Below are 18,304 nucleotides of genomic sequence, written 5' to 3' on the forward strand. Positions count from 1 at the left end.
AGAATTGATTAAAATAAGATTCTTATAAGGATCTAATTTAATAAAAGGAGTGGTTTTAATGAGTAAACCAATTTTTACAGCACATGCAACAGCAAAAGGCGGACGTGAGGGTAACGTTAAATCTGATGATGGTTTAATTGACTTAAAACTTGTTAATCCTGCAGCTGGAAAATCTGATGAAAAAGGTTCCAATCCTGAGCAGCTATTTGCGGCTGGCTATGCTGCATGCTATGATGGGGCACTTAATCATAAGGCTAAGGAGAAAAAGAAAGAAATTGAATCTAAAATCACAGCTGACGTAGACTTTTTGAAGGATCCAGCAGATAACGGGTTTAAAATAGGTGTAACCCTAAATATTGAGGTAAAAGGGGTCAGTCAAAAAGAGGCTGAAGAGTTAGCTAAAGAAGCACATGATTTCTGCCCTTATTCAAAAGCAACAAGAGGCAACATTGATGTACAGTTGAAAACAACAGCAGTTTAATATTTTAAAAATCCCTTTTTAGCCTGTGAGTTAAAAAGGGGTTTTTTCTACCTTATAGCTTTAATGCTTTATTGATGTATGCAACAAAATGGGTAATGGTTATATGTATTAGAAATGTGTTTAGGCACTTTATTTCTGCAATTTAAAATAAAAATCCCATAGCCGAATTGATGGCTATGGGGTTTTTTATTTTTTGTTATTTTGTAAAACCTGTTTAATTTCTTGTAACTCGGCTTGCAATTCGTTTAGTTTTACATCGGTTGGTGAAGGTGAATCCTCATTATTAGCTTTTTCTACATCAGTAACAATAACACCGATAAGCAGGTTAAATATCACGAAGGTTCCAATCAAAACAAAACTAACAAAATACCACCAAGCCGAACCATCTTCTGCTAGAATTGGTCTCATTACGCCACTTGCCCATGATTCAAGGGTAACAACCTGAAAAAGAGTTAGAAGAGAATCGTGCAATGTACCGAAGTATTCGGGAGCTATTGATTGAAACATCATCGTACCAATAACACCATAAATGTAAAAGAAGATTCCTAGTAATAATAGAATGGTCCCCATCGATGGGATAGTAAGTATGAGGGCGTTGACTATTCTTCTAAGTGAAGGAATGACAGAAATTGCCCTTAGTACGCGTAATACTCTGAGAATTCTTAAGACGGTAATATAGTGACTACCGACTAAAATATGACCACTTAAAACAATGATAAAATCAAAGACACTCCAAGGGTCTTTAAAAAAGGATCCAATCGATTTACTTCCTATTAATCTTATCAGTATCTCAATTGTGAATATCCAAAGTAATAGCCTGTCTACTATATGTAACAAGGAGGAATACCGTTCCACAATAGAAGAGTACGTTTCTAACCCAACGAGGATTGAATTTATAAGAATTAGTCCGATAATTATATTGGTGAATAACGAATGTTGTGAGATCTTTGAACATACGGTTCTTATGGATTGCATGTACAGACGGTTCTCCTTTCTTATATAGCTAAAAAATAAATATGTTTAAATCTATCAAAAGTTTATTATATATCGATAGTAAACAATGGCACAAGATAATTGTTTACATTGATTCGATTGGGGATAAAAATAGCTTATACTGAAAATTAACCTTATGATAAGTTTGTTTGCAAATAAAAAGGCATTAATGGTTCATTTTGTTTATGTCTATATATAATTGAATAATTAAGCAAAAAATTGCATCTGAGTAATTAAGGGGATATGCTTAAAGCTAAAACGTGATTCTAAAAGGATACACTTTTAAATCGTTAGGAGAATAGTTATGGAACAAACTATAAAAGTTTTATTTATTGGTGCAGGTAGAATGTCACAGGCTATTATTGCCGGGTTAGTAAAAGACAGTAGATTTGAAATTTCTGTAACAAATAATGGTAATCAAAAAAGGCTTATTAATCTACAAGATACTTATGATGTAGCAGTTAAAACAGAATGGGAGAAAGAATTAACAACCTTCAATATTATTGTTTTGGCGATGCCGCCCGAGGCACATGACGAAGTACTTAGATTAATAAACCCGATTATAGATGGTCAATTAGTTATTACCGTGGCGGCGGGAATTGGACCAACTCAATTAGAGCAACAATTACCGAAGGGTACTCCAGTTGCTTGGATTATGCCAAATACAGCGGCAGAACTTGGACAGTCAACAACACTATATACACTTGGTCAATACGTTCAATCGTTTCATCAAAATGTTGTCGAGGATTTAATTAAAGGTATTGGGGTTTTCGAGAAGGTATCGGAGCAACAAATCCATGAGTTAACTCCAATTACTGGTAGTGCTCCTGCTTTTATTTATGAGATAGCTGAATCACTAGTAAATAGTGCGCTCGAATCTGGGATTACAGAAGATAAGGCTAGAAAACTTGTTGCTGAAATGATTGGTGGAGCAGCATCGATGCTGAAGACTGGTCAATCACCAAAGGAATTAAAAGACCAAGTCGCAACACCCGGTGGCGTTACTTGGGCAGGGTTAAATGTTCTAAAAGAAAATAATTTAGATGGTTTAATGAGAGATGCTATTGATGCGTGTCATAAAAAAGCAAAAAGAGAATGATTTTTATAAAAAAGTGAAGGGGTAATAAGCCCCTTCACCTATGTTCTTGCGTAGGATTGATTTCGTATAGATAATTTTGACATGTTTAGGCAGCATCCAGCTCTAACGCCTACCCGGAAATAAGTGGTTTGCTTATTTCGAATGCACACGCTCGAGGTCCCTGAGTCAATCCTATCTGTGACAAAAAGCGTCACGACGGGGCTTTTCTTATTGCCCTAGGTGAGCAAGGCCCCGTGTGTTTTTGTTGATTTATACTAATCTATATCTCCTGTATCGATATCAGTCTTTGACTTCACCGAATTAGATAAGCTTTCATTGATTTTTGATTCATTTTTAGCAGCAACATTATCTAGCATGCCTTTTAAATCAACACCAGAAACGTCCTTTAAGGTTTCTGGTAATTGGCTCATTAATTTTGTTACATAATTACTCATTCTTGCAGCTCCGTCACCATCACCATTACCATTGTCAACAACGGTCACTTTATCAATCGAGCTGATTGGTTCAGCAATCTTTCCGGCGAATTCAGGAAGCATATTAATGATCATTTCAAGTATTGCTGCTTCTCCGTATTTGGCCATTGCTTCCGCTAATTTCTCTTTCGCTTCAGCCTCGGCGAACCCTTTAAGACGAATTGCTTCCGCTTCCGCTTCACCATCTAAGCGGATTTTTTCGGCTTCAGCTTCGGCACTTTTGACACGAGTGACCTTATCACCTTCTGCTTTTTGTTCTGTAGCATAGCGCTCTGCTTCCGCTTTCTTAGAAATCTCTGCTTCATATTGACGCTCTTTACGAATAACTTCCTTTTCATCAATTTCTATTTGTTTATTTTTCTCAACTAATTGAATTTGCATTTCTTCTTGTTTTACTTGTTGTTCTGATTTCGCCCCTTGTAGTTTATAAGCCATGTCAGCCTCGGCTTTTGATGTATCCTGTTCACGCTTATAGGCAGCAACTTTTAATTCCTTATCTTTCGTTGACTCTGCTATTTGTGTTTCACTAAGGAGCTCAGCACTTTTACTCTCGCGCTCTGCTCGTGCTTTTTGAATACGAGCATCTCTCATTGCATTTGCTTCAGCAATCTGAGCATCTCGTTTTACTTCCGATATCCGTGGTTTCCCTAAAGCTTCTAAGTATCCATTTTCATCCTGAACATCTTTGATTGTAAAAGAAACAATTTGCAACCCCATCTTTTTTAAATCAACAGCTGCTTGTGTTTGTACCTCTTGTGCGAAACGTTCGCGATTTTTGTAGATTTCTTCTACAGTCATCGTACCTAAAATTGCACGTAAATGACCTTCAAGAACTTCTTGTGCTTCTTTTCGTAGTTCGGAGTCATCCTTGCCTAGAAACTGTTCACCTGCGGTAGCGATGCCTTCTGTTGTGCTTTGTACCTTTATAATTGCGGTTCCGTCAGCCATTACGGGTACACCTGTACTAATAGTGTAGAAGGTTGATATGACTAAGTTTATAAATCCCCTCAACTCAACAATAGAGAAGAGGGGGGGTAATGTTATTGCCTAGATATTCTATGTATTATTGTACAAAAAAAGAGTCACCTTGGACTCCATTATCTTTTCTAAGTATTAAACTATCCAATATGTTTTCTATGTTATTAAATTCCCAATAAGGAATACGTATAAGTGGAATATCGTTATCTTTACAATATGTATTTTTGATTTGATCTCTGGTCTTTGTTTCTTTAAATCCTTCTTCTCCACCAAAATATTCAACGGATTTAAAATGCTGTTCGCCATCATACTCAATCAGAAACATTAAGTTATTTTGATTACTAAATACCGCTAAGTCAAAACGTAACGCAATTGAAGTACGGCAATCGTTAAATGTGTATTGAGTATCATAAAGTTGGTTGTTAACATCCATAAAATCCATAATTCTTCTTTCACCATACGAATACGTTCTTTGACATGGGCACGTTTGACCTTCTAGGATAATTCGATTAGGTCTTGCTTTAAATATTTTTCCACAATCATCCGTATTATGCTTGAATTTTATACGATCTTGGCTATTAGTGTATTCTTCAACTGGCTTATACTTATCACCGTGTTTATCAAATAGTTTTTGTTCAAAATTACCTTTATTAATTCGGCTTAATTTATCACATTCAGGGCATCTTCTATCATGCAGAAACCCATTAGCTGTTACAGGAAAATTATTATTGCAATAATTGTGTTTCAATTGAACATGTTTGTTTGCACCCTGATAATCACTCAATACAGTGTACTCTTTTCCAACTAAATCATAAACCTCAGCGACGAATTCTTCATGTGTTTTTGTTTTCTTTTTATTTCCGTTATATAATGAACAAACAGGACATCTTCTGCCTTGTAAAAAATTATTTGGGACTGGACTCCATTCATTTCCACATAGCTCATGTTTCATCCTTACCTGTTCATTGTACTTTTTATATTCCCCAATAACGGTATATTCTCGCCCAACTAAATCACCAACCTCTTTAACAAACTGTTGATGACTTTTCACCCTACACTTTGGACACGTTGGACTTTTTAAAAAATTATATGGTGATATGATCCATTTATGTTGACATGATTTATGTTTCATTCGTATTTTAGTGTTCATGTTTTGATAGTTACCAACAACAATAAATTCGTTCCCGACTTTGTTATAAACATCACTAAGAAACTCTTCATGCGTTTTCTTTTTCCCTCTTGGCATTTTACATTTTCCTTTCGTTGATTTATTTTTGATGACACAAAAAAAGACCCCACAAAAGTGAGGTCTCATAGTCTTATAGATTAATTATTTAGTTGTTTTATATTGTTCAACTAAGTTTAATAACTCAGGAGACTCATTGAATATAAATATATTTCTATTAGAGTTAGGCTTATTAGTTTGTTTTAGTTTTCTTAAAACATGATGATTCATCATTAAATAACCTGCTAATGATTGGCTAAATACAATATAATCTTTTTGCATTAGATGATTTCTCCTTTTACTTTAAATATGTATAGCGAGAATTAGCTGTAATATAATAACGTTTATTTTTGCTAGAATTCATTACAACATAATGGTATCCATTCCCAGTCTTACATTTTCCCAACACATGAGGGAAACTCTGTCCAGCTTCGCAAATTCCAGAATGGTTGTCCCATCGAGGAGAATCGTAAAATTTTACATCGACTTTAGCAACAACTGATTTTCCATCATAAGGATTTTTAGATTTTCTAGGGTTAGGTTTCAACAGTTTTGCCCAACTATTTTTGCCAATCAACCCGTCAGATTTCAATCCTTGATCCTTCTGGAATTTCTTAACTTGACTAAGCGTTTCATTTCCATAATCTCCATCAATTCCATACTTAGGTAATTTATAACCATTTTTCACAAGTAAAGTCTGAGCTTCTTTTACCCATTTACCTTTGTCACCTTTTTCTAATAATGGACGAGATTCCTTTTCAATTGTCTCAGATTTAGTCTTAGAATTCTTGGGCTCCTCAACTTTTTCTTCAACAAGTTTAGATAATTCATCACTCAATTTAGATTCTGATTCTGAACCATATAGTCCATCAACTGTAATTTTATTTTTCTTCTGCATCTCTCTGACAGCGGATTCTGTCTCATCTCCAAAATGTTCGTCAACGCCAAATTTAGGCAACTCATATCCAGCTTTAATTAAACGTTTCTGCAAGTTTTTAACTTCAATTCCTTTATCTCCATTTTGAAGATAATTGGCACTTTGTATATCTTCTCTATGAATATCTTCTTCTTTTACTTCAGGAGACTCGGAAACATTATCTATACCAAAGTTTTTATCCTTAACCATATCCATAAACCAATCTTTCTCAATTCCTGTTCCAGGGCATGATTTAGGTTGTTTCCCGTTAATTAGACATTCCCTATGAAACACAATACCTTTGCTTTTCTCATAGAAATACTTAGAAACTTTGATAGCTGACTCTAATTGATATCCTTCTAATTTGTCGTTACCCTTATCAAAATTACCAATCATCTCATATGCAAAAGGGTGCAAGTCTCTTGTGCCGTTGTAAGACAAAGCAGAAACAGGCATAACTTCAATAGTACGTCCAGTTACAATAACACCATCTTTACCAATTGTTATATTCTGTGCAATATCATTCCATCCATTTGTATTAACATGATAATTACGCATATTTCTATGTAATTGCAACGTACTGCCATTAGAAGAATGATTTGGAGCCCAAGTATGGTGTATATGATTATCGTTGATATGCTCATCTATAAATTCACCAAAATTATCATCTAACCAACTAATGAACTCATCTGCATTATTAAAAACCTTATCTTTTATCCATTTACCCATTTAATAAATTCCTCCTCTTATTCAAATCCAAAATAAAAAGGCATAGGAATAACCCTACACCTTAAGCAATTTTGCATATGTAATTATTGTTTAGCTTTATCTAATTCTGCCTGCGCCTTCTTAGCCTCTGGTGAATAGTTGTTATTCTTATAGTGATTCCACAACTCACTTACTACCAATGCGATAGCAGAGATTCCAACGTTAATTTCCTCGTCAGTGTAGGGGATTAAGTTATACCCGTACATAGTTGATATACTGTTTACACCTACTAATACCATTACGATTAACCTTACCATTGTGTTATTGTTTTTCATTTATAATTCCTCCTAAATTTTATTTCCATCCTAATGTATAAACTAACCAAGCAACTAATAGAGCTGCTATAACGGTAGGAATGACCTTAAATATAATTGTCTTACCCAACTGACCTAAATCTATCAATGCTTCATTTCTCTTTTTTTCTAAGTACCCAACACGCTTCTCAACCAATTCAAACCGAGAATTTAAGTTAGTTAGATTATCGTTAATTTTTTCTAATACTTTGCTGTGTTTGTCATCCTTCTGATTGCTATTTTTCATTTGTTCTTCTAGTAAAGTGGTTAGTCGAGTGAGGGTTTTGTTATCTATTTCAACAGACTCGATCCTTTTATCCAACCCCTTTATCTGATAGTCATGTGTTGCAACTTTTGTTGGTAAGCTATCCAATATATTCACTCCTAATGTTGTAATAATTAATATTCCTTTTATTCAGATAGTGTGATATACTAGAGGAGAGGTTTGGCATATTAAATCTCATCTAGGGCAACCTTCAGACTATTTGGAGGTTGCTTTATCTATAATTTTATTTATATATGTGATAGTTTTATACACGAGTATAGGTTAATTCTACACAGGTATAAACAAATAAACGCTATATCCTTTGTGCGACAAGGAGTACAGGCGTTTTTAGTGTTTATTTCTTCTTCTCTTCTTACAGTATATAAATTATACTAACCTTGCCTATTACGTGGATTATAATTACTTTCATTGAACATTTCATTAACTACTTCATCAGTTAACCCACAACTATACAAATAAGGATTAAAATAGACAACTGTTCGACCGTTTAATTTTCTTCTTTTTATAACATCTTTATCTTCTAATTCCTTTAAGATGCGATACATTTTGGCAACTTTAACCTCACACCATTCACACAGCGTATCTAACGAAGGATTTTCACCATTACATACAATCGTGTTTGTTGGATAATGTAAATATGGTTGAGCTTCAAGTATAAATACTTTTGCGTATGGCGATAAACTTGGTTTCATTACTCTCACATCCGTTTTAAATGTTTTTGTAAACTCATATTTAGGTTTTACATTTGATACGTAAAATTCTTGACCACTTCTAATTTTAATTAACTTATATTCTAACTCGCCATTTATTTCAGCAATATCTTCTACGTTATCATTATATTGATTTATTAAATTGTTATTATATTCTTTGCTTGCATCTACTTGACTAGTATATTCACCAGTTTCAGAGTCATAGATACTATCGTTTATACGTATATATTTACTCAAATTTTTTCACGTCCCTAGTTTTAAATTGTTTAACTTGGATTACTTATTTATTTTTTCTTAACTTCATTCCATTGTGTAAGTGCCTCTAAGAAATTTGGTGTACGTTCAAACACCCAATAACTCAAATCGTTATTCGGATTAACTCCCCTTACAACATAGAAAAATCCATTAGCCTTTAAAAAATGGAAAAGGTTAATGGAGTAACAGTAGAATAAATCTTTCTTATTAAATTTGTTTAATTTGTCGTTCATGAAATCTCTCCTTGTTTTATGTATTTAAAATTATTTTTCAGGATAACTAAGACAGTCAACTCTGTACATTGGTGTTTCAATATCATCGCTATAGTTAAATCTGTCATCAAGCCAATGTGGTTTCCTATCAAATTTATGTAATCTAAGATAAGGTGACAGTTCTTCGGATTGATTCATGGAAAGGTGTAGAAACTCATGATCTGTTAATCCCATACGATTATTGGCATCGTATAAGATATTTAGTGAAGCATGAATTCTTAAATACTTACCATTTTTTAGTTTTGCTATTATATAAAATTGCGTTCCACTTCTTGACAATGAATGATTTAAAATCTCTAAGACAACATCAAATGGTGATATAATCTCATTTTTAAATTTTGGTAGCATATGTTTTTCAACAAAGTTATATATGTTTTTATAATGGCTATAGGCTTCTTGCCTTTGAATTGATACAGTTTTAGAAAAATCCCTATTTCTAATTCTAAACTTCATATTTATAGATTGGTTTTTTCTGCTTTTTAACCATTGATTAAACTCGTTCTCCACAATGTCAAAATTCTCTTTTATTTTCTTTTTAGTCTTTTTCTTTGTGGGTAAAACTCCGAAAACATCTGCAACATTGTATCCATTTTTAATTGAGTCATATTCATTTATTAAAAACTCTTCACGCTTTAACAACTCATGACGATTTAAACCATCGCAGTTTTCAATAATCTGAAAAACAAATGTGTTAGATGGATCTTGTGTTTTGCTCCATGACCTCTGCAACTTAATTGAATGGTGCTTTTTACTTTCTAAATCATACTTATGTTGTTTAAACCTGATATCTATATCGACACTGCTACCGATATAAACCTTTCCTGTATTTATATTTTCAATTTTATAGATTCCTTGCATTTTGCATTCTCCTTGGTTTAAAGTTTTTAAAATTAATCAAAACAAAAAAAACACACCCAAGTTCAAAACCTGAGTGCACCTTAACAATAATAAATATATTTAATACTTTATTGATGTCTATGATTCTTTTGAACTTAATCACTTGAACTTATAACTTGATAAAACAATTCTTTCATTTAAGCATCGTTTCCTACAGCATCTACCCAAAAAGTTCCTTGAGTTGTCGTTGTTGCCGTACCTGTTGCACCTGTTATTCCTTCACTATACAAACCGTCTACCTTATCTCCATATGTATCTGATGTAAATGTAATTGTATCCGTTCCTATTGTTCCACCTGTTGTCCATCCAGTAAATACAGTGCTTCGTATCCTATCAGCAATTTCAATAGCAGTATCAGCATTAACACCTTGAGTTGTCGTTGTCATAATACCAGTTACACCAGCACTTGTGCCAACACTATATGTTGCATCAGTTTTTACTCCATTTGTATCAGATGTAAAGGTGACATTTGCTGTTCCTGAAGTTCCTCCTGTTGTCCAACCAGTAAATACAGTTGCCCTTATTTTATCCGCAACCATCGCAGCAGTGTCATTTAACGCAACGGCAATATTTGTTGAAACTCCGTCTAGAGTAACAGTTACGTTACCTGCTGTTGTAACTGTTCCTGACAAATCTAAAGAGGCTACTTCTGCCATTCCATCATCAACTGTAATATTTGTCGCATTACCATCTAGTGTTACTGTTACATTTCCATCTGCTGTTGCGGCTGCTGTAATTTGAATACTTAACACTTCATTAACAGGGTTATACCAAATTGGCTTACCTAAAGTAGTATCAAAGTATTGTTGACCAATTACAGGTGAACTTGGTCTAACTGTTCCATTATTAGTATTCTGTATAATAAATGTACCAACTTTACTTCCGTCGCTTAACTGAGCCATATATTCACTCCTTGCATATTTTTAACCATTAAATATTCATTACTTGATAAAACTCCGATTTTATTGTGTTAATTTTAGTCGAAATACTGTAAAATCAACGTTGTCAACAAATAAACGCCCATACCCTTACTCTCTCAAGGGATACAGACGTTTTTATATAAGAATATTTAATTTGTTTAAATTGGGATAACTTGATAAAACCTGTCTTTTATAGGATTACCTTTTCACTCAATATTCCTTTGATCTTGGTAGAAGTTTTAGATGCTTGAATAGGGTGGGCAATACTATTATCTTCTATAAGAGTAGGAGAATATAAATTACCATACTCATCAAATCCAAAGTTTTCTACAGGAGATAAATCGTTATCTACTCCATATAAATAATTAAAAAAGGTGAGGAATTCACCCTCGCCATCAAAAGTTTGTTCACCGTCTAATGAGTAATCTTCATCAACGGATTCTGTGCCTTCATATGTAGGCATAATCTCTACTAACTCATTGATGATTTCTAAGTTCCCATTTGGATATAATCTTCCTAATAATTTTTCTGCCATTAGTTATCAACTCCTCAAATAGAGTTATATTATATGATAATTTTATTTATATGATATTCAACTAAAGACATCCGTTAGTTGCATTATAACATCTTCAGAAACTGATATTATTTATTAATCAGATAGTCAATTAAACTACCAAAACTTTGGGTTGTGATACAAATGCTTCCGTTTTCCGTGCTTGTTGGATTCCAGAAATTATCGAGTGGAAACTCTGTTCCGGCGAGTGGTTTATTTTGATTGATTAAGTGTTCTAATACCGCATTTGATTGCTCTTTTTCAGATACCCCTCCGCTTTTGGTTAGGAGGTATGCCAAATAAGAATAAGTCAAATGTGTCCCCCGTCTTGCACTCGACACACAATATTGTTCTTCTTTCAATCCACCGTATGCAGAAGCACCTGTCATTCCATACGAGGTTAGGTCTAGTATCGGTTCGCTACCCATCAAATCGCAAGCCCTGGAATATTCATACATAGCGAACAAAGCGTAGTGATAATAGTTAGCCACACTTAATCCTTGTGTTTTTAAATCTACAAGAATATTTTCCCCTCTTATAAATTCTTGGAATATTACTAAATTCGCATCGTAGATATTCAACCATCTTGTATAATTTGCATATGCAATATCTTTTACTTTTAAGCCTAGCGCTATGCCATGTAGACCCATTGCATTTGCATTTGAGTTATTCCCTGTGGTATAAACTAACCCTATAAATCCCTGCTGTTCATAGGAACTACATAGCATTTCGGTATATGCTTCAATGATTCCTTCATAAAAATTAACCTCTGTTTGGTTATTTAATTTGGTGTATTCTTTATAAAACTCGTAAGCTAGTGGAAATAATCTTCCTGCAATATCCAAAGAAAACGCATCCACTTTTCTTTGATCCCACAAAGAGGCGATAGTAATTTCCCCGTACAAAGTGGATAGGGTGTTTTTATACTCAGCGGATAACTCATCAAGTGTGTAATCACCATATAATTTATGCAGCCCTAGTTTAGCGGCAGTTGGTGGGTGTAACCCATTTACAGGTGTATTTCCATAACGATCATAGTAGTAATCAAGTAAATGTTTTGTTACTTGCCCCGTTTTTTGTAGGATGTCATTTTTTAAAGTTATTGGCATTTTATCGGTTATCGAACCAATCAAAGTGTTTAAAGAACGTGTTAATTCATTTTGTGCAGTATCCACACCGACCATATTTATTTCGTACTGGGAAGTATAGGTTCTACCTGATGTTATGTCTGCCGTATTGTTGTTGCTCTTAAATCCTGCCAACATCTCAAAATCACCGGATAACGGAGAATTGGCAACTATTTGTGCATGTGCATAAATAGTCGGTATATCATTACCACCTCTCGGCTCATCCCCCACCGCAGAAACAATAACCGCCGTTCGCTTTGTTGTGTTTTGCGTCCATGATGTTTGTGTAACTCCGCCTGCGAGGGTATGTGTGCCAGTAAAAGCAAAACGGTTCATTGCATTTGTTACCTCACTCGCAAGTAAATCTTTCATGTTTTTAAAGTCGACACGCTGTTTGATAATTCCATTTTTAAATAGTCTAGTGCGGTATGTCACTTGCCACAAGTCAATTCCATCTTTAAAAAACATGTTAACCCCTTTGAACTCTTTGTAAATAACCCCGCTACCATTGATTTCTGTTGAAACGTTTCGATAATTTGTTGCAGCAACAAGGTAATTTACACCGCTATACCCAATTTGTATTCTGTTTAACATTTTTTCGATATTTCCGTTATTATTAATTTCCTGTAATTCGTAAAATTTTGACTCTGGGAAACTCATCAATATAGTGCCGTTATCCAGTGTGACATCTGTCTCATCTACCGAACCCGTAACAACTTGCGAATGCTCGGAAACTTCATCAGGATAGACAACTACCTCAAATACGGCACTTGCTCCCGCTAGTATGCTTGATTCAATCCAAATGTACCCTGCCTTTAAACTACCGTCACTGTATCGCCCTCTGTTACTGTCATAAGAAAGTTTAACATCTCTGTCATCTTCCCATTGGTGAGGAATGATGTTACCACTCGAATCCCTAACAACTAAACATTTTTCATTTTTCACAAGACCTATTGGAAACTTCGTGTTAATTTGGGTTTGCTTGTTTGTGTAGTTTACACTTGTTTTATTTCTTACTTCTACAGTGTATTTTTTTAAATGTTGATAATTGTCAATTTCTAGCTTTTGTTTGATTTTTTCAATCGCTTTGTCTGTGTAGTTTTTTGCTTTAAGGTTATCAATTAAACTCATCTATACCACCACCCAAGATGTTCCATTAGATTGCCACATTTCCTGCGTATCAACTGCCATATAGATAAAACCAACAGGTACAGTTGTGGCATCAGGTCTTTGTGTTATTGTTGCGCCGTATTTTTCAAGAGTACTCCCTGTTAGTTCTACTTCACCTTTAACTCTCAATGCTTTACTTACTCCATCTTTAAGTGTTGTTAAAAAATCCTTTAAAGGATGTACTGCCATTTAATCTTCCTCCTTATTTATTATCCTATAAATTTAAAATCTAACGTTTGATTATCTGTGTTATATGTAATGGAGTAATTGCCAATAACTGAACCATTATCAATCACCACTTGACCAATATTTTCCCATTCTTTACCACTGTATCTGTAACGTGTTCCATTATCTAATACGAATGTAGAGTCTTTAACTTTTGGATTAGGATAAGTAGTAGAGATAGCAGAAAATGTTGAAACTGGTTCAAGAAAGTTTAAATTAGCACCAGAACCAAACTTATTTTTTATAAAACCCATACTTTACCTCCTATATGTAAAATGAATAAATATTCAAATTCTGTTTAACTTCCATTTACTTCGATTTACTACCACATATGATTGGAGAAATCACGATAAAACCCACGTTTTATCAACTCCTTTAAAATTTATACCCACCTAGCCAACGATAGTTGATATCAGCTTCAACAATTACGAGACTATCAACATACCTATCTTCACTTTCAGTTGTAAACCATTCATTTGCTTCTAGAAAAATAGGATCTCCACCGTTTATTTTTACGTGGACATCCTGAAATGATTTAAAACTAAACTTGTAAAATACATGTCTTACGTTTTCACGTTTAATAGGTATAATTTCTTTATTAGAGGTACTCACCTCAATGTCGGGTGAACCAAGAAAACCGTAGCCGATTTGTTGTGACATTTATTAACCTCCTATATATTTGAAATCTAATGTATTCGTAGATGTATTAAACTCCATAAGATAATTACCCATAACGCTAGAGTTACCTGTGTCTAATTGCTGAATTCCCACCCAATTTGCACCATCATACCTATACCTAATTCTTGTATCTTCAGCAATAGTAGAGTCGCCAACAGAAGGAGAAGGGTAGGTTGTAGAAATATCGTTATAAGTTGCGACAGGTTCAAGATAATTTAGTTTTGTTGTTGATACGGCTTCATCTAATTCTTGCATAGATGCGTCATGTTCAGATTCTCTTGTAGTTTCATTACTTTGTCTGGTTGTCTCTTGTGTTTCCCTTGTTTGCTCTTGAGATTGTCTAGTGGATTCATTTGTCTGAACAGTATTATCTGTTTCGATTACATCCTGTCTAGCCTGTTCAGTTGTATCAGTCAATTGTTTTAAAGTCTCAGTTACATCCCCATTATTTTCTGATGTATATATCATCGAAGTAGGCAAATACGTAAGTCCCGTACCAAGATATGAGAATAATAATTGTACGCCAACATGATTAATATTAAAGGTAACAATTTTATTTTTATAATCCACTTTAAATTCATCTGTTTTGAGTGTGTTGTCAATTCTAGTAACTTCTTTCCAAGTTATATTATTACCTTCAACTTGAACCCTTTCGTATTCATTAGGAAGCTCAGTTAATACGATTTGACCATTGTTGTTTATAGTATGTAGTTCTGAAATTTCGATAAAATGATCGTCATTTGTACCACTACGCCTTTTATGTATAATCGGATTGGTGTACTCGAAATTGTTCATAACTTTCCTCCTTAAATTCTTGCAAATAAAAAAGAGCAGGGGAGAGACCCCACTCTAAAAATACGGAAATATTATCTTCTATTTACTCTATATATCTCTCATTTACTTCCATTTACTAACATGATTTTAGGATAAAACAGCACTTTTATTAGGTTAAGTTATTTCTTAATAATATCTTTATCTTTTTCTTCTTGTTTTATCGTACTATCTAAAATATCAAGAATTTCTGAAACCGCTTGAACCTCTTCTAATCCTTTAAATTCACAACGATTCAAAAACATGACTAGATTTTTAACCTGATATTCCTCAATATTTATTTTCATGTTTTATCTCCTTTTATTCCTAATTGTTTTTCTATTTCTTTAATTCGTTTTTCTAAGTCCTCTAAGGATACTTTTTTCTTGCTTTTAGGCTTCTTACTTTTTGAATTTTTAATATTTGGTGTTAGCTTACTCATTAACAATCACCTCTGGATTGTTTTTGTCTGGATAACCATCATCTGTACGTAGCACTCCTTCAGGTTGTGTAACAACACAAAAATAACCAGTCTTTTCTCCAAGCGTGTTGACTCTTATACTTAGTATCGTATGAGTTAGTTTTTTCTCGCCTGAATAAGCAGGCATAAATCCGTCGCTAAGAAATGTTTTATCCAAATGGTATTCATATTTATTAATATCTTTATCATAAACAATATATAAATCATAAAGGATATCAGATTCTGAATCAGGCGAAACATCAAAAGACACATTCTCCAATAAATAATCTTCCGAGTCAGAAGTAATTATTCCTTCACTTATCGAATAAATATCATCTGTTTCACTTAAATCAAACCCTTGCATCGTCCAACTTGTATTGGTTATTTCCCTCATTTCAATCATAGAAACCACCTTTAATTTGGTTCATAAGTTACTATAAAATGAACCCTAAATGTTTGATTAGATATATCTTTTGCACCAGTTCCTCTAACGTACATACGGAAACCCGTAGAGCTCATGTTGTCAACACTAACGGTCACACAACTTGCATCTGTCCCAACTGCTTGACCTTGTACATGAAATATATTTTCTGCCCCACTGAATGAAAAATCTCCATATCCAAAGGTGTAAGAACCAGTTCCTACCGTTAAATCCCAATAATGATAATACATAACTGCATTATAATTTAAAGCTCCCTTTATACTCTCTAAAGACGATGACATACTCATGCCTACACCTTGAAAGTATTTTTGACTTACATTTCCCGCCTGTATTTTAGTGTCGTATGGCAAATATGCTTTATCAGTATAAATTCCTGTAAAAGCCTTTCCGCTACTATCAGTATCGATTTTTAACATTTGCTTATTAGAACCGTCACCAGTTCCACGATATTGCCATACTTCAAAGCCAAATCGTTCATTTGACCCACCCGGAGAACGATTATCTCTACCGGTATAAAACATTAAATTAGACCAAGCCACACTATTGTTATCTGTATAGTTTCTGGCACTTATACTAGATACTTTACCGTCAGCAGTACCTCCAGACCATGTAGAAGATAACAATAGTTCTCCCGAGTCTGATGTATTGTCTCCACCAGCAAGTGTAGTTTTACGATCTATAAAATCAAACATCATCCATCTTTTGCTTGTTGAATCTCCAACAACATCTTTACCGATAGTTACGTAGTCAGCACTACCTACTAGAGAAATTCCACGATCACTATTAGTTGATTCTCCCCATACGGTTGCGAGTCTACCGACTATTCCACCTATATAGTTAGGATTATCTTTTGGACTGTCAAACAATTCTAATTTATAATTAGCCAATCTAGCTACAGTCTCATTATTTTCAGTCGTAGTCATAGTCCCACTATTTATTTCAACCTTGTTGCCCTGACCATCGTCACTAGTAATTGAACCTCTATATATTCCATTGCCATCAGTATCGAAATACAATTGATCTATCCAATTATTGCCTTCTTTTTTCTGTATTTTAATACCGCTATTAGAATCAAGTACGGTTTTCACTAATCCATCAGTTCGAGTAATAACAAACCCATCATCATCTATGGTATAAGTACCTGACTCGTTTTCGATAGCAAGATTAGCACCAGCTATTATTTTTCCATAAAGATAGTCGGCTACAATGCCGTCAGGAGAAATAGCTACGCCTAAATTTTTACCGTCTTTTATCAGACCTATAACACTGTTTGTCATACGAATAAAACGGTTAGGATCATCAGAGTCTTTAATGGTAATTCCACGTCTATTTACCGTTACAGATTCATTAACACCTGAAGTTATTTCTTGTTGAGCAGCATCAAATGAACTGTTTATGTAGTCCATTATAGTATTTTCTACGCCTGTTACTTTATCCCATTTGTACTTTTCTCTTAAAACTGCCCCTGCAACACTGACGTTTTTGTAGATTTGGTCAAACATTTCCTCATCAGGATTTGCAATAACATCATGTGTATTTGCAATGACAAGACTAATTCCACCATTTTCATAATCCAAATCCATTTCAATAATTTGTGATTGAACACTAATGTCAAATACTTCATAGTAGATATTAATTTTGTCTCCAATGGTTAAATTTTTAACATTATCAGGCACATCGGCAATCTTTAATAAATCAACTAAACTAATACGTAAATCAGTTTTAGGGTAATTAATAGTAGAAAAGTATTCTTTACTAGCAGTCAATAAATCATCAACAGTTGCAATATTACTATTTTCCCATATTGCTGTATTACGGAAGGGTGCTAATTCATCGATTTGCAATTGAGTAAAGTTATTCTCAAATGATAATAGGGTAGTAATATCATTTAACGATGCTAGATTAGCATCTAAATCTGATTGAATAGTATCTTTTTCATTATTTAATGTTGATAATTGAATCTCTAAGTCTGATTCTTGACCCAATTCCGTACTAGCGTCTAAACCCTGAGATTGTTTTACATCGATAATATCTCTAGTGGTTGCCAATTCAGTTTCTACATTAAAAATTTCAGAGTTTTTATTAGACATATCGGTCAGTAATTGTGTGCGTTGAGTTATTAAACTATCATATTCGGATTGCTTAGACTGAACTAATCCATTGTAGTTAATTAATGCATGGCTTAGGTTGTCAGATAGCCAATAACTACTTTCCAATGTTTGAGAGGTTAGACTGTCCCATGTCGTCATTGATTAAATTCCTCCTCTCTTAAT

Annotated in this window: 22 protein-coding genes and 1 pseudogene; 2 read left to right on the forward strand and 21 right to left on the reverse strand. The window is 33.9% G+C overall.

From position 1 onward, the window contains the following. Window positions 1–58 precede the first annotated feature (58 nt). Window positions 59–481 carry an organic hydroperoxide resistance protein gene (locus LD272_RS05425; RefSeq protein ID WP_226035576.1) on the forward strand — a complete coding sequence of 141 codons (423 nt, stop codon included), beginning with the start codon at window positions 59–61 and terminating at the stop codon, window positions 479–481. 186 nt (window positions 482–667) lie between these two features. Here LD272_RS05425 and LD272_RS05430 read toward each other — a convergent pair whose 3' ends face one another. After that, window positions 668–1,456 (reverse strand): ion transporter, encoded by a 789-nt coding sequence (locus tag LD272_RS05430; protein WP_226035577.1) that lies wholly within the window; start codon window positions 1,454–1,456, stop codon window positions 668–670. Between the two features lie 322 nt (window positions 1,457–1,778). On the opposite strand from LD272_RS05430, the gene proC reads away from it, so the two are divergent. After that, the gene (gene proC, locus LD272_RS05435; RefSeq protein ID WP_226035578.1) at window positions 1,779–2,573 is read left to right on the forward strand and encodes a pyrroline-5-carboxylate reductase; all 795 of its coding nucleotides are present in this window, start codon (window positions 1,779–1,781) and stop codon (window positions 2,571–2,573) included. A 254-nt stretch (window positions 2,574–2,827) separates the two neighbouring features. Here the strand turns inward: proC and LD272_RS05440 are convergent. The 20 genes and pseudogenes from LD272_RS05440 to LD272_RS05535 form a co-directional block, all read right to left on the reverse strand. Beyond that, a pseudogene (locus tag LD272_RS05440) lies at window positions 2,828–4,006 on the reverse strand (flotillin family protein); the annotation flags it as partial. A gap of 103 nt (window positions 4,007–4,109) precedes the next feature. Next, complete coding sequence (locus LD272_RS05445) at window positions 4,110–5,270, reverse strand: hypothetical protein (protein WP_226035579.1); 1,161 nt, start codon at window positions 5,268–5,270, stop codon at window positions 4,110–4,112. Window positions 5,271–5,354: 84 nt separating this feature from the next. After that, window positions 5,355–5,531 carry a DUF5659 domain-containing protein gene (locus LD272_RS05450; RefSeq protein WP_226035580.1) on the reverse strand — a complete coding sequence of 59 codons (177 nt, stop codon included), beginning with the start codon at window positions 5,529–5,531 and terminating at the stop codon, window positions 5,355–5,357. A gap of 16 nt (window positions 5,532–5,547) precedes the next feature. Beyond that, window positions 5,548–6,894 (reverse strand): peptidoglycan recognition protein family protein, encoded by a 1,347-nt coding sequence (locus LD272_RS05455; RefSeq protein ID WP_226035581.1) that lies wholly within the window; start codon window positions 6,892–6,894, stop codon window positions 5,548–5,550. A gap of 83 nt (window positions 6,895–6,977) precedes the next feature. Then, entirely contained in the window at window positions 6,978–7,208 is a 231-nt protein-coding gene (locus LD272_RS05460) for a phage holin (RefSeq protein ID WP_226035582.1), read from the reverse strand. 19 nt (window positions 7,209–7,227) lie between these two features. Beyond that, a complete protein-coding gene (locus LD272_RS05465) occupies window positions 7,228–7,599 on the reverse strand; it encodes a hypothetical protein (protein ID WP_226035583.1) in 372 nt (123 codons plus the stop codon). A 284-nt stretch (window positions 7,600–7,883) separates the two neighbouring features. Next, entirely contained in the window at window positions 7,884–8,459 is a 576-nt protein-coding gene (locus LD272_RS05470) for a helix-turn-helix domain-containing protein (RefSeq protein WP_226035584.1), read from the reverse strand. A gap of 47 nt (window positions 8,460–8,506) precedes the next feature. Beyond that, window positions 8,507–8,710 (reverse strand): DUF5659 domain-containing protein, encoded by a 204-nt coding sequence (locus LD272_RS05475; RefSeq protein WP_226035585.1) that lies wholly within the window; start codon window positions 8,708–8,710, stop codon window positions 8,507–8,509. Window positions 8,711–8,740: 30 nt separating this feature from the next. Next, window positions 8,741–9,607, reverse strand: coding sequence for a GIY-YIG nuclease family protein (locus LD272_RS05480; RefSeq protein ID WP_226035586.1), 867 nt, complete (start codon window positions 9,605–9,607; stop codon window positions 8,741–8,743). A 176-nt stretch (window positions 9,608–9,783) separates the two neighbouring features. Continuing rightward, entirely contained in the window at window positions 9,784–10,548 is a 765-nt protein-coding gene (locus LD272_RS05485; protein ID WP_226035587.1) for a hypothetical protein, read from the reverse strand. A 208-nt stretch (window positions 10,549–10,756) separates the two neighbouring features. After that, entirely contained in the window at window positions 10,757–11,101 is a 345-nt protein-coding gene (locus tag LD272_RS05490) for a hypothetical protein (RefSeq protein ID WP_226035588.1), read from the reverse strand. Window positions 11,102–11,208: 107 nt separating this feature from the next. After that, entirely contained in the window at window positions 11,209–13,377 is a 2,169-nt protein-coding gene (locus LD272_RS05495; RefSeq protein WP_226035589.1) for a hypothetical protein, read from the reverse strand. Further along, window positions 13,378–13,605, reverse strand: coding sequence for a hypothetical protein (locus LD272_RS05500; RefSeq protein WP_226035590.1), 228 nt, complete (start codon window positions 13,603–13,605; stop codon window positions 13,378–13,380). 20 nt (window positions 13,606–13,625) lie between these two features. Next, complete coding sequence (locus LD272_RS05505; protein WP_226035591.1) at window positions 13,626–13,895, reverse strand: hypothetical protein; 270 nt, start codon at window positions 13,893–13,895, stop codon at window positions 13,626–13,628. 121 nt (window positions 13,896–14,016) lie between these two features. Continuing rightward, window positions 14,017–14,301: a hypothetical protein gene (locus LD272_RS05510; protein ID WP_226035592.1), complete on the reverse strand. Its 285-nt coding sequence runs from the start codon at window positions 14,299–14,301 to the stop codon at window positions 14,017–14,019. Window positions 14,302–14,304: 3 nt separating this feature from the next. Then, the gene (locus LD272_RS05515) at window positions 14,305–15,114 is read right to left on the reverse strand and encodes a hypothetical protein (protein WP_226035593.1); all 810 of its coding nucleotides are present in this window, start codon (window positions 15,112–15,114) and stop codon (window positions 14,305–14,307) included. A 158-nt stretch (window positions 15,115–15,272) separates the two neighbouring features. Then, window positions 15,273–15,437 carry a hypothetical protein gene (locus LD272_RS05520; RefSeq protein ID WP_226035594.1) on the reverse strand — a complete coding sequence of 55 codons (165 nt, stop codon included), beginning with the start codon at window positions 15,435–15,437 and terminating at the stop codon, window positions 15,273–15,275. Then, complete coding sequence (locus tag LD272_RS05525) at window positions 15,434–15,571, reverse strand: hypothetical protein (RefSeq protein WP_226035595.1); 138 nt, start codon at window positions 15,569–15,571, stop codon at window positions 15,434–15,436. Before LD272_RS05525 ends, LD272_RS05520 begins: the two co-directional genes overlap by 4 nt. Then, on the reverse strand, window positions 15,564–15,992 hold the full coding sequence (locus LD272_RS05530; RefSeq protein ID WP_226035596.1) for a hypothetical protein: 429 nt from the start codon (window positions 15,990–15,992) through the stop codon (window positions 15,564–15,566). The genes LD272_RS05525 and LD272_RS05530 overlap by 8 nt, the downstream gene beginning before the upstream one ends. An 11-nt stretch (window positions 15,993–16,003) precedes the next feature. Beyond that, on the reverse strand, window positions 16,004–18,280 hold the full coding sequence (locus tag LD272_RS05535; RefSeq protein ID WP_226035597.1) for a phage tail family protein: 2,277 nt from the start codon (window positions 18,278–18,280) through the stop codon (window positions 16,004–16,006). Between the last annotated feature and the right edge of the window lie 24 nt (window positions 18,281–18,304).

Origin of the sequence: Aquibacillus saliphilus (genome assembly GCF_020404745.1) — a bacterium.
Classification (GTDB): domain Bacteria; phylum Bacillota; class Bacilli; order Bacillales; family Amphibacillaceae; genus Aquibacillus; species Aquibacillus saliphilus.

Excerpts from the sequence above, each read along its gene's own strand:
- LD272_RS05425 (WP_226035576.1), top strand. The coding sequence starts at position 59 with ATGAGTAAACCAATTTTTACAGCACATGCAACAGCAAAAGGCGGACGT.
- LD272_RS05430 (WP_226035577.1), bottom strand. The coding sequence starts at position 1,456 with ATGCAATCCATAAGAACCGTATGTTCAAAGATCTCACAACATTCGTTA.
- proC (WP_226035578.1), top strand. The coding sequence starts at position 1,779 with ATGGAACAAACTATAAAAGTTTTATTTATTGGTGCAGGTAGAATGTCA.
- LD272_RS05445 (WP_226035579.1), bottom strand. The coding sequence starts at position 5,270 with ATGCCAAGAGGGAAAAAGAAAACGCATGAAGAGTTTCTTAGTGATGTT.
- LD272_RS05450 (WP_226035580.1), bottom strand. The coding sequence starts at position 5,531 with ATGCAAAAAGATTATATTGTATTTAGCCAATCATTAGCAGGTTATTTA.
- LD272_RS05455 (WP_226035581.1), bottom strand. The coding sequence starts at position 6,894 with ATGGGTAAATGGATAAAAGATAAGGTTTTTAATAATGCAGATGAGTTC.
- LD272_RS05460 (WP_226035582.1), bottom strand. The coding sequence starts at position 7,208 with ATGAAAAACAATAACACAATGGTAAGGTTAATCGTAATGGTATTAGTA.
- LD272_RS05475 (WP_226035585.1), bottom strand. The coding sequence starts at position 8,710 with ATGAACGACAAATTAAACAAATTTAATAAGAAAGATTTATTCTACTGT.
- LD272_RS05480 (WP_226035586.1), bottom strand. The coding sequence starts at position 9,607 with ATGCAAGGAATCTATAAAATTGAAAATATAAATACAGGAAAGGTTTAT.
- LD272_RS05485 (WP_226035587.1), bottom strand. The coding sequence starts at position 10,548 with ATGGCTCAGTTAAGCGACGGAAGTAAAGTTGGTACATTTATTATACAG.
- LD272_RS05490 (WP_226035588.1), bottom strand. The coding sequence starts at position 11,101 with ATGGCAGAAAAATTATTAGGAAGATTATATCCAAATGGGAACTTAGAA.
- LD272_RS05495 (WP_226035589.1), bottom strand. The coding sequence starts at position 13,377 with ATGAGTTTAATTGATAACCTTAAAGCAAAAAACTACACAGACAAAGCG.
- LD272_RS05500 (WP_226035590.1), bottom strand. The coding sequence starts at position 13,605 with ATGGCAGTACATCCTTTAAAGGATTTTTTAACAACACTTAAAGATGGA.
- LD272_RS05505 (WP_226035591.1), bottom strand. The coding sequence starts at position 13,895 with ATGGGTTTTATAAAAAATAAGTTTGGTTCTGGTGCTAATTTAAACTTT.
- LD272_RS05510 (WP_226035592.1), bottom strand. The coding sequence starts at position 14,301 with ATGTCACAACAAATCGGCTACGGTTTTCTTGGTTCACCCGACATTGAG.
- LD272_RS05515 (WP_226035593.1), bottom strand. The coding sequence starts at position 15,114 with ATGAACAATTTCGAGTACACCAATCCGATTATACATAAAAGGCGTAGT.
- LD272_RS05520 (WP_226035594.1), bottom strand. The coding sequence starts at position 15,437 with ATGAAAATAAATATTGAGGAATATCAGGTTAAAAATCTAGTCATGTTT.
- LD272_RS05525 (WP_226035595.1), bottom strand. The coding sequence starts at position 15,571 with ATGAGTAAGCTAACACCAAATATTAAAAATTCAAAAAGTAAGAAGCCT.
- LD272_RS05530 (WP_226035596.1), bottom strand. The coding sequence starts at position 15,992 with ATGATTGAAATGAGGGAAATAACCAATACAAGTTGGACGATGCAAGGG.
- LD272_RS05535 (WP_226035597.1), bottom strand. The coding sequence starts at position 18,280 with ATGACGACATGGGACAGTCTAACCTCTCAAACATTGGAAAGTAGTTAT.